Consider the following 16,220-nt stretch of genomic DNA (forward strand, 5'->3'; position numbering starts at 1 on the left):
CTATTTTTGAAAATTATAAGTTATAAGATTAAGATTTTTACCTTAAATAAAGACTAAAATCTCTTGAATGACAATCAATTACTTTTTTGAATGTGATTTTGTTTTTGGTTTAACAAAAAATTAGTACCAATATAAGTGGTTGGCACGGTTTTTTATATAATTTAGAAGATTAAAATAGAAGAAGATAGATATGCGAATTATGAAAAAGAATTTAAAGGTACTATTCCTTGCTGTATTTGTTTCGGTTGCTTCTTGCAGCTTTACTACCAAAGAGTTTGATGACCCCGATAAAGATAAGGTACTTATAGATCTTATAACCTATGTGTTACAAAAAGGTCATTACAATCCTGCAGATATGAACGATGAGTTTTCTGCAGAAGTTTATAAAGACTTTATCAATGGTCTAGATCCCTTAAAACGATATTTTTTGGCTTCAGATATAGAAGAGTTTAGTAAATATAAAACTCAGATTGATGATCAAATAAAGAGCAAAGACCTTACTTTTTTCAATTTGGTTTATGATCGCTTTATGAAGCGAATGGAAGAAGTAAAGAAAATTTACCCTGAAGTTTTAAACACACCTTTTGATTATACAAAAGATGAATCTATCAACGTTGATTATGACAATATTGATTATGCCACCACAAAAACTGAAATCAAAGAACGTTGGCGTAAACAACTTAAATTCTCTACCATATCTAGCTATTATGATAACGTAGAAGAGAATAAAACCAAGCTCGAAGAAGATAAAGAATATACGTCAAAAACAGAAGAAGAACTAGAAATAGAAGCGCGAGAGACTTCAAAAAAATCACTTGATGAATATTTTGATTTTACAAACGATCTTGAACGCAAAGATTATTTTGCCATCTATTTAACTACCATTGTTGAAGAGTTTGACCCACATACCAATTATTTTGCTCCGCCAGACAAAGATCGTTTTGATTTAAGAATGAGTGGTCGTTTAGAAGGAATTGGTGCTCGTCTTCAAAAGAAAAATGATTACATAAAAGTAATTGAAATTATAAGCGGTGGTCCTGTATGGAGAGGCGATTATCTTGAAGTTGGTGATTTAATTACCAAAGTAAAACAAGAAGATGAAGATAAAGCTGTAAGCGTTGTAGGAATGCGGGTTGACGATGCCGTAAAATTAATTAAGGGTCCAAAAGGAACAAAAGTAACGTTAACAGTAAAACGTGTAGATGGTACAATTGAAGATGTAACCATTACTCGTGATGTAGTAGAACTTGAAGAAACCTATGCAAAATCTTCTATTATTGAAAATGATGAGAATACATATGGTTTAATTAACCTTCCACAGTTTTATTTTAATATGGAAGACTATAAAGAACGTAACGCTGCCAGTGACGTTAAAAAAGAAATTGAACGTCTTAAAGAAGAAGGAATGGAAGGATTGGTTTTAGACCTTCGTGGTAACGGTGGAGGTTCTTTACGTACTGCAGTTGATATTGCCGGCCTTTTCATTAAAGAAGGACCAGTTGTTCAAGTAGCATCAAATGGTAAAAAGGAAGTGCTAGAAGATGAAGACGAATCCATAACTTGGGATGGACCATTAGTTATTCTAGTTAATGAGCTATCGGCTTCAGCTTCAGAAATTTTAGCAGCTGCAATGCAAGATTATGAGCGTGCTATTATTCTAGGAAGCAAACAAACCTACGGTAAAGGTACAGTTCAAAATGTATTAGATTTAAATCAATGGATAAGAAAAAGTGACCTTGGTGATATGGGAGCTTTAAAAATTACTACACAAAAGTTTTATAGAGTTAACGGAGGTTCTACTCAGTTAGAAGGTGTAAAAAGTGACGTAGTTATGCCAGATCAATATAGCTATTTTAATGTAGGTGAACGTGACTATGAAAACCCGCTGCCTTATGATAAGATCGATGCTGCCAGTTATAAAACCTGGGATGGATATTTAGGGTATGAAGAAACTATAAACAAAAGTAAAGCCCGAATGGAAAAAAGTAAGCAACTTCAATTAATTGATGAAAATGCAAAATGGATAAAAGAACGTCGTGATGAAGTTGAAGTGCCGTTAAACTTTGAAAAATATGTAGCAGATATTGATAGAAGAAAAGAAGAAACCAAAAAATTTGACTCTATTGATACATATGATAATAAATTAAGCTATAGATCATTGCCATACGAAGTTGAATTAATGAAACAAGACACTACCTTACGTGAAAAACGTAAAAGATGGCATATCAACTTAGCCAAAGATATTTACGTAGAAGAAGCAGTAAATGTATTGAGAGATTTAAAAATCAATAACATCAAAGCAGGTAAAATGGCAGATATCAAAAATTAATTTTTGATCATTTAGTCGTGGGTTTTAACACATAAAAGCTAAACACTTTTTGTTACATTTACAGTGTGAAAACCTCTACCTCATTAACCCAATTAGCGCTCCAAAAGTTCAAAAAGAACTTTTGGGGCGTTTTTAGTTTTGTTTTTATACTAGTGTGTGTGGTCGTTGCTATTTTTGCCTACGCCTTGGCGCCAGACAACTCTCAAGATGCAAATCAAATGCACTTATCTATTCATTCAAAAGCACCTGGATTTTCAGTACAGATGCTTACAATTCCTTCTGAAATAACTTCTCAAAATTCAATTTCAGAGTTTTTCTTCGGAAAAAAGAATGCTGATACTGAAATTCCTATTTCAGCATATAAAATTAAAGATTCAACCTTACAAGCTACCTTATATACAAGTGACTCATCTGAAGGATTGCAAAAAGAATATGCATTACATTTATTTTCTCAAGCTCAACAAGTAAAACACATACCTGAGCACTACATTTCAGAAAAAAAGTTTTTGCTCGGAACTGATAAGTACGGCCGTGATTTGTTGAGTAGAATGCTTATAGGCATACGCATTTCATTAGGTATTGGGTTTATTGCTGTGTTAATTTCATTAATCATTGGTGTGAGTCTAGGTGCAATAGCTGGATATTTTGGCGGAAAAGTAGACGCAGCCATAATGTGGATTATCAATGTAACGTGGTCTATACCTACTTTACTGTTGGTAATAGCCATCACATTGGCTCTAGGAAAGGGTTTTTGGCAAGTTTTTATAGCTGTAGGACTCACTATGTGGGTTGAAGTAGCTCGGGTAGTGCGAGGTCAAGTTATGAGCGTTAAGCAAATGCAGTATGTAACTGCTGCCAGAGCATTAGGATTTAATGACTTTCGTATTATCACAAAGCATATTTTACCAAATGCTATGGCTCCTGTTATCATAATTTCGGCAGCAAACTTTGCTTCTGCTATTTTAATTGAAAGTGGGTTAAGCTTTTTAGGTATTGGAGCACAGCCTCCCATGCCTAGTTGGGGAGGAATTATAAAAGACCACTACGCGTATATTGTTTTAGGAAAACCTTGGCTTGCAATAGTGCCGGGATTGGCTATTATGAGTCTTGTAACAGCTTTTATGCTTATAGGAAACGCCCTCCGCGATGCTCTAGACGTAAAGAGTTAAAATAGAAAAGTCACCACAGTTGTGATGACTTTTCGCCCCAAATTTGATCGACCACCCTTAGGTTGGTCAACCTACTTATGTACTACAAAGCTACTAAAAATTACAAGGCAATTTCAATAAATCATCTTTTTTCTGAAAAAATAAGAGTTACTACGTAGCGTATAACTTTTTAATAGTTAGTGTGTTATGTAATAATCATTTTCTTCTGTTTTTTTTTGAAAAGTTACGTAACTAAGCCTTTTGAAAAACTATTAAAAGCTACAAAACAGTTAAAAAAAAGTGAATTCAGATTTCAGCATTTTTAAACATAGTATCTTTAAAAATTCTTAGATTATTTATGGCGCTACGTTGGATCATTTTCATTGTTGTTTACATTCTAGTTGATATTTATGCTTTTCAAGCATTAAAAACTATATCGCGTAATAACTGGCTCTATTCTGCCTGGATTGTTATTTCGTTAGTATTATTAGGAGCATTAATTTATGAACTAGGTATTGTAGATTCAGACAGAAATATGAGTGTAAGCCGAATGTATGTTTTTGGGTTTTTTCTAGCGGTTTTTGTGCCCAAACTCATATTAATAATCATTATGTTTGGTGAAGATATTTTTCGCCTATTTTCAGGTTTATATACCAAAATAAATAGTAATGATTCTTTCTATTTACCATCAAGAAGAAAATTTGTAAGCACCATAGCTCTTGGTCTAGCGGCTATTCCCTTTGCTTCTTTACTTTACGGAATGTATAAAGGAAGGTATAATTATAAAGTATTGAAATATGCTCTAGAGTTTGATGATTTACCTGAGGCATTTCACGGGTATACACTTACACAAATAAGTGATATTCACAGTGGCAGTTTCAGTGACGAAGAAAAAGTAAAATATGCTGTAGATTTAGTAAATCAACAAAAAAGTGATATTATTCTTTTTACAGGTGATTTGGTAAATAATTTAGCTGAAGAAATGCAACGTTGGAAAACTACCTTTTCTTCTTTAAAAGCAGCAGATGGAGTGTATTCAGTTTTAGGAAATCACGATTATGGAGACTATGTAAACTGGAATTCACAATCCGAAAAAGCAGAAAACCTTTCTCAATTAAAACAATTACAAAAAGAAATGGGATGGGATTTACTGCTTAATGAAAACCGCACCCTTTCAAAAAATGGAGAGCAGATAAAGCTCATAGGTGTTGAGAATTGGGGCGAAGGAGGGTTTAAAAAAGCTGGCGATCTTAAAAAGGCTTCTGAAGGTGTTTCAAAAGAAGACTTTAAAATTGTGATGAGTCACGATCCATCACACTGGCAATCTCAAATAAAAACAGATGAAAGAAATTACCAACTTACATTAAGCGGTCATACGCACGGAATGCAGTTTGGTATAGAAATTCCCGGTGTAATAAGATGGAGCCCTGTAAAATATCGATATGAAAATTGGGCAGGAATTTATGAAGAGCTAGGAAGATATATAAATGTGAATCGAGGATTTGGATTTTTAGGGTATCCAGGACGAGTAGGAATTTGGCCCGAAATAACTGTAATTCAACTTAAAAAGAAAGGGAAGGACGCATAATGCAAGGGAAATACTATATTTGTAATAGATTTATTCAAGAAACAAGGTAAGAAATGTCAAAATTTGGAGAATTAATCGAAACTAAGCTGCCAGTACTATTAGCTTTTTTTGCTGATAGACACGAAGCTTCAAAAGAGATGCACCCTATACTTCGGGATGCAGCTGCTACGCTTGGCAATAAAGCAAAAGTCATTAAAATAGACGTAGATAAAAATCAAGAATTAGCTGAAGCACTTCGCGTAAAGGCTTTGCCCACGCTTATGATCTACAAAAATGGTGAAATGAAATGGCGCCAAAGCGGTGAACAAGATGCCAACACTCTTGTTGAACTTGTTAAAGAATACCTGTAATTGTTTACAAACAGAATTAATTAAACCTTTATGATTTCAGAACACATTCGGTCTAGAAGATCGGTTTTTCCAGTTCAATATAACAATACACCTATTTCAAAAGAAGAAATTGAAAAAATTCTCGAAACTGCAAATTGGGCTCCTACACATAGAAAAACAGAACCTTGGCGTTTTAAGGTTTTCCATTCAGAAAGTTCTAGACAACAATTAGCAGACTTTTTATCAAAAACATATAAGGAAATAGCAGAAAGCCCTTCAGAATTTAAACAAAAAAAAATAGCTGAAAAGCCAATGCAATCTGCTTGCGTTATTGCTATTTGTATGCAGCGTGACACCAAAGAATCTGTACCAGAATGGGAAGAGGTAGCGGCTACAGCAATGGCTGTTCAAAATATGTGGTTAACCGCTCAAGAAATGAATATTGGTGCTTATTGGAGTTCGCCGGCTTTAAAAGATCATTTACATAAACTTGTTACATTTCAAGAGGGTGAACAATGTTTAGGTTTTTTCTATATGGGAAAATATGATGAGGTTTTGCTAGAAGGACAAAGAAAAACTTCAATTGAAGAAAAAACAGAATGGATTTAAAAAAGTAAATCTCTAAACACCCATACTTTATAAATAAACAAACCCAAGTACACTACGGTTGCCAAAAACTTTATAAAGGTTGAGGCTAAAAATCCAATAAAAGAACCAATTGCAGCTTTAAAAGCTAATGTACCTTCGGTTTTATTAAACAACAACTCACCTACCAGAGCACCTATAAAGGGGCCTATTAGTATTCCAAAGGGGATAGGGGCAATGATACCAATTACCAAGCCAATAGTGGTCCCCCAAGCTCCGGCTTTGCTTCCGCCAAATTTTTTAGTGCCCATCGCAGGAATTACATAATCTAGAATATATAAACCAATTGCTACAATTCCGGTTACGGTTATAAATACCCAATCAAACTCAATTGAAGGAGCTAGGTAGAGAACCACTAATCCTAACCAACTTATAGGAACGCCCGGTAAAACGGGTAATATACTTCCCAAAATACCAACCAGCATTAATACCAAGCCTAAAACAAGTAAAACTATTTCCATATTCAATTAGACTCTAAAATTACAGAAGTGTTACAACTTTATAACTAAAAAATTAGTTTAAACTAAATATTTAGTTTATATTTGAAAACACAAGAAAACAATTATGAAGCAACTTACAAAGGCAGAAGAAGATATTATGCATATTCTCTGGCAACTAGGAGAAGCAAATGTTGCAGCTATTATTGATGAGCTGCCAGAACCCAAACCCGCGTACAATACTGTGTCAACGATTGTTAGGATTTTAGAAAACAAAGATTTTGTTGATTACAGAAAAGAAGGCCGTGGTCATACTTACTTTCCGAAAGTAAAAAAGTCTGAGTATAGCAATCAATCGATTAACAAGCTGGTAGATGGATATTTTCAAGGTTCATTTAAAAGTATGGTTTCGTTTTTTATGAAAAAAAATGACATCAGTATCCATGAGCTAGAAACGATTATGAAAGAAATTAATAAAGAAGAAAAGTCATGATACATTACATTTTACAAACTATCGCTTTTCAACTATTGTTTTTAATAGTATATGATCTATTTCTGAAAAAGGAAACTTTTTTTAGCTGGAACAGAATTTACTTATTAATCACTCCTATATTAAGCTTTGTATTACCGTTGTTTAAAATTGAAGCATTTCGTAATGCTGTTCCGGAACAGTATTTAATACAACTTCCGGCAGTGATGGTGGGTAAAAATACTCCTCAGGAGGCTATTGCTTTAGATCCGGTTACTATTTCACAAATGGATACTTCAATTTTATCTCTTTCTACAATACTTCAAACTATATGGATATTTGGGGCTTTTATAGCACTCGTCATTTTTACTGCAAAACTGTATCGTTTTTATACCTTAAAACAAAGCGGAACACAAGCAAAACTTGATAATTACCATTTAATTTACCTGCCCAATAGTACAGCTGCTTTTTCATTTTTTAATACCGTTTTTATAGGGAACAACCTTTCAAAAAGTGAACAAGAAAATATTTTAATACACGAGAAGGTACATGCAACACATAAGCATACTATAGACTTGTTGTTTTTTGAATTCTTACGCATTATCTGCTGGTTTAACCCGTTGGTATATGTGTTTCAGAAAAAAATAACCGAGTTGCAAGAGTTTATAGCAGATAGAGAAGTTGCAAAACAGCAATCCAACAAGCAATATTATCAAAGTTTATTGTCGCAAGTGTTTCAAACCTCGTCAATATCTTTTACAAATACATTTTTCAATCAATCATTAATCAAAAAACGAATCGTTATGTTACAAAAATCAAAATCAAAGAAAATATTTCAACTAAAGTATTTATTACTTATCCCCGTCGTTTGTGGAATGCTGTTTTACACCTCGTGTACAAATGATGCAGATACTGTTAAGGATGAAGCCAATCTTGTTTCTAGTACAGATGAGAGCGAGGTGATGACAAAAATAAATGAGCTTTCTGAAGCTATTATGAAAAAAGGTAATTTAACTCCTGAAGAAGAGAAAGCACTTCAATTTTTAGCTACAAAAGCAAATCCGGGAGATAGGGTTTATACCTCTGTCGAAGAATATCTAGATGAAAGTAAAGATATAATGGACGTTCCATTTGGAACCATTGACAAAGTACCCACCTATCCAGGTTGTGAAGGTTTGAGCAATGAAGAAGCCAAAAAATGTATGTCTAATAAAATTATAAAACTGGCGCAGGAAAACTTCAATACTAAAGTAGCTAAGAATGCCGGATTGACTGGAAAACAACGCATCTTTGTCCAGTTTAAAATAGACAAACAAGGAAACGTGACAGATGTGCGAGCTCGTGCACCACATCCTAATTTAGAAGCTGAAGCGCTTCGCGTAGTGAATAAAATCCCGCAGATGCAACCTGGCGAAGAGAATGGGAAAAAAGTAAATGTACTGTATTCCCTTCCAATATTATTTATAGTTGAATAGTAAAAAAGATAGTCTATCCTTTATAAAACCCGAAGCTATTTAGTTTTGGGTTTTTTTATTAAAGAACTTCATTTTTCAACGAATTAAGTTTCAGTAAATTTGTACTTTTCAAGTTGGATTAATTCTGAAATGAAATACGTTTTACTTTTAACAATTTTCATACTGGCAACTTCTTGTCAGTTTTTTGAAACCGAAAAGATTTCTTCGGAAACCTTCTATGATGAGGAGATTAAAACAATTGATTGGAAAGAAGTAGATCAATATCCTGTTTTTAAAGCATGTGAATCTTTATCAGAAAAGAAAGAACAGAAAATGTGTTTTGAGAAAACGTTATCTATGTTTTTATTTGAAGCCGTTAGTAATAATAAAGATGTTTCTATTCATTCTTTGCACGATACCATCCATATACAATTTTCAATTTCAGAAGAAGGAAAACTTACTGTGAAGAATATAGCTATGGATAGCTTGACCAAAGCAGAATTGCCTAGGCTAGAAGAACGGTTAATAAACAAAATAGATTCTATTTCTCTTACGGCACCGGCTTATAAGCGTGGTATTCCTGTAAAGACCAAGTTTACGCTTCCTATTGTTTTACAAACCGATGATCCTTTATAAGTTAAATTTGTACCCCAGCGTAAAATCTACCGGAAACTCATCACTACTTTCAAGACCTATTGCGACAATATCATTATAAGAAAAAGTAAGGTAGCCGTTGCCAAGAGCAAAATCTGCCCCCAAGCCAAATGCTCCCGGAGCTTGTAAATCACCTCCAGAACCGGTAATGCGTTCTTCATTCCCACTTGAGTTAATAAAGGTTACATCTCTAGATGCATAGGAGTATGCAGCAACTTTTGCGTTTACAAACACATCAATTTTAGTTGATTTTATAAACTTAAAACGATAGTTCAATGAAAATTCTGAATATGAGAAATCATAGTCATCACTTTCTAGCAATTGCTTAAAGCGAACAACTAAAGCGTGACGTTTTAGTTTTACATCATCAATAATTTCAAATTCAACACCTAAAGCCGGTAATATTGTATTGTCTGGATTGGTATAATACACATTGTTTGATACTCCGGCAAAGGCTCCAAGCCTTGTTTTAAGTTGTATTGTTTCGCTGCTAGATGTGTAAGTAGGATCAACCTGTTTGTTATAGTTTATGACGTATTTGCTAAGACTTGGTAAGGTTAACTTTACTTTGTCTATAGGTAGTGTAGCCTCCGGTGCTTGGGCTTTTAAAGTAGTTTTATATTCTTCTTGATAAACCCCGTTTTTCTTAGTGTTTTTAAGCTCTGTAATTGATGCTCCTTTTTTGATAAAATACCTATATTCATTATCAATGCTGTTCCATAAGAGGTTTATAGGGCCTTTTACTTCGGTTTTTAGAATGTAAGTTTGACCGTCAATAGTATATTCTTGTTGCGAATACGAGATTAGAGTTGTAATAAAGCAAAATAGAAAAAGTATACGTTTCATAGCGATAGGATTAATACTTTTAAGTTTACTAAAGGTAATCAATTTTTGGCTATGTCTTAAAACTCCTGCCTTTCCATTGGTAAGTGCCTAAAAGACTAAGTATGCAAACAACAACCGTGCTTATGGGATATAAAAAACTACTTATTAAAAACTGAAATAATGATGAACTTGACACTGTTTTTTTACTAAAAAAAGTACCTACTGAAAAAATTAAAAAGCCATCTACCAAAATTTTAATTAAAAAAACAAACAGGTAAAAAGTAAGAAATTTTAAATCGGTAAAAACATATATCCAGCCCAATGCCATATACAAATTCATAGCAAAAACTAACAGTCCAATAGCTTTAGGTATCCAATTTTGCTGTTTTGTAGTTTTAGAAGCCCAACGTACGCGTTGATTGATTATTTGGTTGAAAGTATGTTCTGGTTGTGTAGTTACCAAAGCGTGTTTAGTGTTTAAAAAACCAACCGAATTTGGTATATGAAGTTTAAATTTTTCTAATAAAAATATATCATCACCACTAGCAATGTGATTGTTACCGTTATAGCCGTTAACTTGATTAAAAGTTTCTTTTTTAAAAGCAATATTAGCTCCATTGCATAATATTTCATGCTTATGTCCAAATCCGCCTATTGTTACAGCTTGTAAACTCAATCCATCAAATTGTTGAAAATTTTGTAAAAAACTTCCATTACTTGAGTAAAAAACCGGGCCACAAACCATGTGCAAATTTGTTTTGTGAATATATGCATCAAAACAATGCAACCAGTTTTTTGGAACTATACAGTCGGCATCTGTAGTGAGTATCCACTGGTTTTTTGCTTTAGCTACTGCGAGGGTAATGGCATCTTTTTTGGGAGAAGCCGAAACCCGTTTATTTCTAATTATTTTAAAAGGAAAAACACAATTTTTTAATGCATTTGAAAGCTCAAAAACCGAATCATCTTCAGATGCATCATCAACAAATAAAACCTCAAAGAGCTCGTGAGGATAATTGAGCTGCTTTAATGAGTGAACTAGTTGCGGAAGGTGTTCAGCTTCATTTCGAAACGGAATAACAATAGAAAATGCATTTTTTGGATTCTTTTTTTCTAAAACAAATGGTTTTAATTTCACCACACCTATCCATACATACAGTAATAAAAAAAGATATAGGCTAAGTAAAATAAATCCCAAATACATCATAAAAGATTACGCTTATAAGTGATTACAAAATAACTTCCCAATAACGCAGGAATGATAAAATTTAAAATCCACATTGAAAATACTGCCGAAAGTATTTTTAATTCAGCAACGCCAATAAGTGAAAAAAGCCATACAGCAACCCCGCCTCGTATTACAACATCAAAAAGCAAAAATGAGGGTACTATAGAGACTAAAAAATACATTACAAAAATGTAAGGCAGCGCTTCAATAAAACTCACATTAGCTCCAAAAAAAACTAAAAGTTGGTAAAATAAAAATCCAAAAATCACATACCTAAAAACCGAAAATAGAAGCACTTTTGTTTTGATACTTGAAGGTAGCCTTTTTACATAATTAAACATTCTTAAAACAGATAACCCTTTAATTATCAGCTGCTTTCTTCTAAAAAAATAACCCAAAAAACAAATCAACAGAAGGAAAACACAAAGTAAAATTACATTTGTACTTGAAGCAGGTAATGAATGATTTTGTAAAAAGTAATACAATCCCACAATGCCAAAAAAGCAAGTGACAAACATTTGAAAAGTATTGCCTACAAAGTTTAAAAAAATAACTTCTTTTCTTTTTTCTGAAGCATAAAAAAATGCTTTTGCGCCATATTCTCCAATTCGGTTAGGTGTAGGTAATGAGACTGTTAGTGAACTTAAAGTTTGTTTTATAGCTTCGGTAAATGAAATGTTTTTAATCTTTGAAGCTAGTGTTTTCCATTTCAATATTTCAAAGGTCCAATTGATAAGAGCCAATGTTATAAAGAGTATTATAAACCCAATTTGGTTACCTTTAATTTCAGAAACAAAAGCGCTCCATGGTATTTTTTCTTGTGAAGAAATTTTATGAAAGATATACGCAAAAGTACATGCAAGCACCAAAACTTTTAGGGCAACCAGCCAATATTGTTTAGATTTGTGCAATACCATTCGCATAAAAACGAAGTTACAGAAAGTTTTCAAATATGAGTTCAGAAAAAATAATCTTAGGGATTGATCCCGGTACAACTATTATGGGTTTTGGACTTATAAAAGTAGTTGGAAAAAAGATGCAGTTTATGCAATTGAATGAACTTCAGCTTAAAAAACACAGTGATCATTACGTAAAACTTAAACTTATTTTTGAACGTACCATTGAGCTTATTGACACGTATCATCCAGATGAGATTGCTATTGAAGCACCTTTCTTTGGAAAAAATGTACAATCTATGCTTAAACTGGGAAGGGCTCAAGGCGTTGCGATGGCTGCCGGATTATCACGACAAGTGCCTATTACAGAATATTCTCCAAAAAAAATAAAAATGGCAATTACCGGTAATGGAAATGCCAGCAAAGAACAAGTTGCAAAAATGTTACAAAGCACGCTAGACTTAAAAACACTACCAAAAAACCTCGATAGTACAGATGGTCTTGCAGCAGCAGTTTGTCATTTTTATAATGAAGGCCGTATTGAAACAGGAAAAAGTTATAGCGGTTGGGCAGCTTTTGTAAAGCAGAATGAAGATAGAGTGGGCGACAAATAGCCGCCCACATTTTTATTAGTTTATTATGTCAAAACCGCAATATGGTACCAAAACTTCTGGTACTTTGATTCCGTCTGGGGTTTGATAATTTTCTAGAATTCCTGCCATTACTCGCGGCAATGCTAATGAACTTCCGTTTAAGGTGTGAGCTAGTTTATTGGTTCCGTCTTTGTCCTTAAAACGAAGTTTTAGTCTATTGGCTTGAAATGTTTCAAAATTTGATACAGAAGAAATTTCTAGCCACCGGTCTTGTGCAGTAGAAAATACTTCAAAGTCATAGGTTAGTGCTGCTGTAAAACCTAAATCACCGCCGCAAAGTCGTAAAATACGATACGGTAATTTTAATTCACGCAATATAGTTTGTATGTGTTCAACCATCCCTTCAAGTGCTTTATAACTCGTTTCGGGATGTTCAACACGTACAATTTCAACTTTATCAAATTGATGCAACCTGTTTAAACCACGTACGTGAGCGCCATAACTTCCTGCTTCTCTTCTGAAACAAGGCGTATAACCGGTACAGGTTATAGGCAAATCATTATGCATCAACAAATCATTGCGAAACATATTTGTTATAGGAACTTCAGAAGTAGGTATCATATACAAATCATCGTTTGTAACATGGTACATTTGTCCTTCTTTATCGGGTAATTGTCCGGTTCCGTAGCCTGACGCTTCATTTACCATTAATGGAACTTGATATTCGGTATATCCAGCATTTGTATTTTTATCTAAAAAATATGTGATTAATGCACGTTGTAACCTTGCGCCTTTTCCTTTATAAATAGGAAAGCCGGCTCCAGTGACTTTTACACCCAATTCAAAATCAATTAAATCGTATTTTTTTGCCAATTCCCAATGTGGCAATGAACCCTCATCAAGTGTTGGGATGTCACCTTCTTTAAACACTTCTTCGTTATCATCTTCATTATTTCCTGCCGGTACTCTTTCGTGTGGCACATTTGGTAAGCTGTATAACAGTTGTTGTAGCTTATCTTCGGCAGTGTTTAACTCTTCTTGAAGTGTTTTTGAGTCTTGTTTAAGCTGGGTAGTCTGTTCTTTTAAAGCATTTGCTTTTTCAGTTTCACCGTTTTTGAAAAGCATCCCAATTTCTTTGGAAAATTTATTGGACTGTGCTAATGTTTCATCTAGTTTGGTTTGTGTGTTTCTGCGGTGTTCATCTGCATTGATCACAGCTTCTAGATCATCTTTTGCGTCAAGGCCTCTTTTGGCAAGCGCTTGGATAAATTCATCCTTTTTTTCGCGGATTTCGTGTACTTGTAACATAGTCCTAAAATTTTAAAACCGCAAAGTTAGGTAATTGGTTGTTTTATTTTAAGGTTTTTTGTTGGTTTTCTTTTGAGCAAAACCTTCAGTAGAAGGTAAAATCCAATCGTGATGTTTAAAGTGATGCCAGTTTTCTGCAGCAAGATCTACAGTATTGTCAATAAGTTGGTAATAACTACCATTGTTTACTCTTATTTTTACATCCATGTAAACTTCTACATCTCTACCTTCTTCTTTTTCAGCAGCCTTAATACGCTGTGCTAATTGCCATAGCATATCTGGTTTTGTTTTTACAGAACGTTGTTGTTTTTTGGAAAGTAATTTATTATAAAAATATCGTTTCCTTTCATTTGAGTTTTTTTCTTTTGTCCACACAGTTAAGCTTCCGCCTTTACTACGTAGCATCATACGCCAACTTAATCTGTGACCTTCTTCGGTCCAGAGAACGTCGTCTTTAAAAAACCAGTGACGCAACGGTAATGCTATTTGAATAATAAAATAAACTGAAAATAATGAAACTAACACAGGTTTGTAGCTGGGTACAATTACTTCACCTTTGGTGTATAATGTTTTCTTAGGAAGAAAGCGTTTTTGTAAGGTTTCTGCAGAAAAGAAAAAGAATGCAAAAGCCATTGACATATACGGGAAAATACCAATTTGAAACACAAATGAGTTGAATAAATGAAAAAAGATTGAAGCAATAAAAGCTGCAAGCCTAGTTCGTTTCCAGAGTAGTAAAGGGACTATAAGCAAATCAAATAAAACACCTACATAAGCTATACACCAGTGTACCCACTTTAACTGTAAAAAATCACCTATTAACCAATAGTCACGTTTACCCCGCATAAATAATTCGGCAACGCTGGCATCTAACCAGCCGGGATACCATTTTGCTATAGAGCCGTATGTATATACAATCCATACCTGTAATACAAAAACAAGTAAAACCCATCGCGGCATTGATGGCGATTTTAAGTTTTGGTTTTGTTGTGCGTCTATAGAAAACCATCTGTTTGCAGGTAGAAAAACCATAAGCCAACATAGTAACATCATTAAATAATAATGATTGTTGTATGATGATTTTTGCATTAAATAAACACAGGTCCACATAAGAGCATAACAAAACATGCTAAATCGATACTTATAGCCAAGCATGACTAAAATGCCAAAAGTACCCATCAATGCAAAATACCAATACATTAAATCACCTGGAAGAGGTTGTAAAAACTCAAAACCTATAAAGTTGAAAGTGAAATCTGGTTCAACCAAAGTACGTTTTACCCAACCGGTAGCAATAGCTCCAAATCCTTCAATAGCTATTAATGCGCCAAAAACTACTCGCCATAATACCAAGCCGGTATTATCAATATGTTTAAACAGAAATTTATTCACCGTTTTTTATAAAATTTCTAGCAAATGCCTCATCCTGTTGTATTGCTTTTTTTAAGGCTGCCATTCCTTCAAATGTTTCTTCATCACGAATGTGTGTGATAAATTCAATTTGAAGAGATTTGTTGTATAAGTTTTCGTTAAAATCTAAAAAATACGTCTCTATAGTTTTCTGTTTTCCTCCCACCGTTGGGTTTGTGCCAATACTTGTGATACCAAAAACCTCTTTTTGGTTTATAATGGCTTTCACTATATAAACGCCATTTTTAGGTATTAACTTGTAAGACTCAAAGGGTTTTAAGTTTGCTGTAGGATACTCCAGTGTTCTTCCTATAGCCTTTCCTTCTACCACTGTTCCAGAAATCATGAAAGGGTATCCTAAGTATTGATTGGCTGTTGTAATATCACCAACTTCTAGAGCCTTTCTTATTTTTGTAGAACTTACAGTGACTTCATCCAATTCTTGAGCTGTAATTTCCTCAACTTCAAAATCATACGTTTTGCCAAATTCTTTTAAATCAGATATATCTGCTGTGCGATTTCTGCCAAAACGATGATCATAACCTATAATAACTTTTTTGGCTTTTAAGTTATTTACTAAAATATCACGCACATATTCAACAGCAGTTAAACGAGAAAATTCTTTAGTGAATGGATGAATAATCAAATGATCCAGTCCGGTTTTTTCTAGAAGTTCCTTTTTTTCTGAAAGTGTATTAATTAATTGAATGTTTGAATCTTTCTGCAAAACCATTCTAGGATGCGGAAAAAAAGTAAGTAAAACAGCGTCTAGATTATCTTTTTTAGCTGTTTGAATTAAGCGATTCAAAATTGCTTTATGCCCTATGTGAACACCATCAAAAGTACCAATGGTTACCACACAAGCTTTGTTATTATCATATGTTGAAGCTGAAGTATATTCTTGCAC

Annotated in this window: 16 protein-coding genes; 9 read left to right on the plus strand and 7 right to left on the minus strand. The window is 33.7% G+C overall.

Features of this window, described 5'->3' with window-relative positions; translation table 11 throughout:
* The first annotated feature begins 199 nt into the window (after positions 1 to 199).
* From INR76_RS05360 to INR76_RS05380, 5 genes are all read left to right on the plus strand, one after another.
* Positions 200 to 2,329 carry a carboxy terminal-processing peptidase gene (locus tag INR76_RS05360; RefSeq protein WP_223109629.1) on the plus strand — a complete coding sequence of 710 codons (2,130 nt, stop codon included), beginning with the start codon at positions 200 to 202 and terminating at the stop codon, positions 2,327 to 2,329.
* A gap of 65 nt (positions 2,330 to 2,394) precedes the next feature.
* Positions 2,395 to 3,498 carry an ABC transporter permease gene (locus tag INR76_RS05365; RefSeq protein ID WP_223109630.1) on the plus strand — a complete coding sequence of 368 codons (1,104 nt, stop codon included), beginning with the start codon at positions 2,395 to 2,397 and terminating at the stop codon, positions 3,496 to 3,498.
* Between the two features lie 337 nt (positions 3,499 to 3,835).
* A complete protein-coding gene (locus INR76_RS05370) occupies positions 3,836 to 5,065 on the plus strand; it encodes a metallophosphoesterase (protein ID WP_223109631.1) in 1,230 nt (409 codons plus the stop codon).
* 53 nt (positions 5,066 to 5,118) lie between these two features.
* On the plus strand, positions 5,119 to 5,415 hold the full coding sequence (locus INR76_RS05375; protein ID WP_223109632.1) for a co-chaperone YbbN: 297 nt from the start codon (positions 5,119 to 5,121) through the stop codon (positions 5,413 to 5,415).
* Between the two features lie 30 nt (positions 5,416 to 5,445).
* A complete protein-coding gene (locus INR76_RS05380; RefSeq protein ID WP_223109633.1) occupies positions 5,446 to 6,003 on the plus strand; it encodes a nitroreductase in 558 nt (185 codons plus the stop codon).
* Here INR76_RS05380 and INR76_RS05385 read toward each other — a convergent pair.
* Complete coding sequence (locus INR76_RS05385) at positions 6,000 to 6,500, minus strand: DUF456 domain-containing protein (protein WP_223109634.1); 501 nt, start codon at positions 6,498 to 6,500, stop codon at positions 6,000 to 6,002. The genes INR76_RS05380 and INR76_RS05385 overlap by 4 nt on opposite strands.
* A gap of 103 nt (positions 6,501 to 6,603) precedes the next feature.
* Here INR76_RS05385 and INR76_RS05390 point away from each other — a divergent pair, with 103 nt between their 5' ends.
* The 3 genes from INR76_RS05390 (at position 6,604) to INR76_RS05400 (ending at position 9,035) form a co-directional block, all read left to right on the plus strand.
* On the plus strand, positions 6,604 to 6,969 hold the full coding sequence (locus INR76_RS05390; RefSeq protein WP_223109635.1) for a BlaI/MecI/CopY family transcriptional regulator: 366 nt from the start codon (positions 6,604 to 6,606) through the stop codon (positions 6,967 to 6,969).
* Complete coding sequence (locus INR76_RS05395; RefSeq protein ID WP_223109636.1) at positions 6,966 to 8,420, plus strand: M56 family metallopeptidase; 1,455 nt, start codon at positions 6,966 to 6,968, stop codon at positions 8,418 to 8,420. Before INR76_RS05390 ends, INR76_RS05395 begins: the two co-directional genes overlap by 4 nt.
* Before the next feature lie 129 nt (positions 8,421 to 8,549).
* Positions 8,550 to 9,035: a hypothetical protein gene (locus INR76_RS05400; protein WP_223109637.1), complete on the plus strand. Its 486-nt coding sequence runs from the start codon at positions 8,550 to 8,552 to the stop codon at positions 9,033 to 9,035.
* On the opposite strand, the gene INR76_RS05405 is transcribed toward INR76_RS05400, so the two are convergent.
* From INR76_RS05405 to INR76_RS05415, 3 genes are read right to left on the minus strand one after another with little or no spacing between them, the layout of a single operon-like run.
* A complete protein-coding gene (locus INR76_RS05405; RefSeq protein WP_223109638.1) occupies positions 9,030 to 9,899 on the minus strand; it encodes a hypothetical protein in 870 nt (289 codons plus the stop codon). The genes INR76_RS05400 and INR76_RS05405 overlap by 6 nt on opposite strands.
* Positions 9,900 to 9,948: 49 nt before the next feature.
* Positions 9,949 to 11,085, minus strand: coding sequence for a glycosyltransferase (locus INR76_RS05410; RefSeq protein WP_223109639.1), 1,137 nt, complete (start codon positions 11,083 to 11,085; stop codon positions 9,949 to 9,951).
* Positions 11,082 to 12,029 (minus strand): lysylphosphatidylglycerol synthase domain-containing protein, encoded by a 948-nt coding sequence (locus INR76_RS05415; RefSeq protein WP_223109640.1) that lies wholly within the window; start codon positions 12,027 to 12,029, stop codon positions 11,082 to 11,084. The genes INR76_RS05410 and INR76_RS05415 overlap by 4 nt, the downstream gene beginning before the upstream one ends.
* A 29-nt stretch (positions 12,030 to 12,058) precedes the next feature.
* Between INR76_RS05415 and ruvC the strand changes: the two genes are divergently transcribed.
* Complete coding sequence (ruvC, locus tag INR76_RS05420; RefSeq protein ID WP_223109641.1) at positions 12,059 to 12,616, plus strand: crossover junction endodeoxyribonuclease RuvC; 558 nt, start codon at positions 12,059 to 12,061, stop codon at positions 12,614 to 12,616.
* Between the two features lie 15 nt (positions 12,617 to 12,631).
* Here ruvC and serS read toward each other — a convergent pair whose 3' ends face one another.
* The 3 genes from serS to INR76_RS05435 are packed head-to-tail and all read right to left on the minus strand — an operon-like array spanning position 12,632 to position 16,220.
* Positions 12,632 to 13,903, minus strand: coding sequence for a serine--tRNA ligase (serS, locus tag INR76_RS05425; RefSeq protein ID WP_223109642.1), 1,272 nt, complete (start codon positions 13,901 to 13,903; stop codon positions 12,632 to 12,634).
* Between the two features lie 48 nt (positions 13,904 to 13,951).
* The gene (locus tag INR76_RS05430; RefSeq protein WP_223109643.1) at positions 13,952 to 15,295 is read right to left on the minus strand and encodes an HTTM domain-containing protein; all 1,344 of its coding nucleotides are present in this window, start codon (positions 15,293 to 15,295) and stop codon (positions 13,952 to 13,954) included.
* Entirely contained in the window at positions 15,288 to 16,220 is a 933-nt protein-coding gene (locus INR76_RS05435; RefSeq protein WP_223109644.1) for a bifunctional riboflavin kinase/FAD synthetase, read from the minus strand. The genes INR76_RS05430 and INR76_RS05435 overlap by 8 nt, the downstream gene beginning before the upstream one ends.

It is taken from the genome of Marixanthomonas sp. SCSIO 43207, from assembly GCF_019904255.1.
Classification (GTDB): Bacteria; Bacteroidota; Bacteroidia; order Flavobacteriales; family Flavobacteriaceae; genus Marixanthomonas.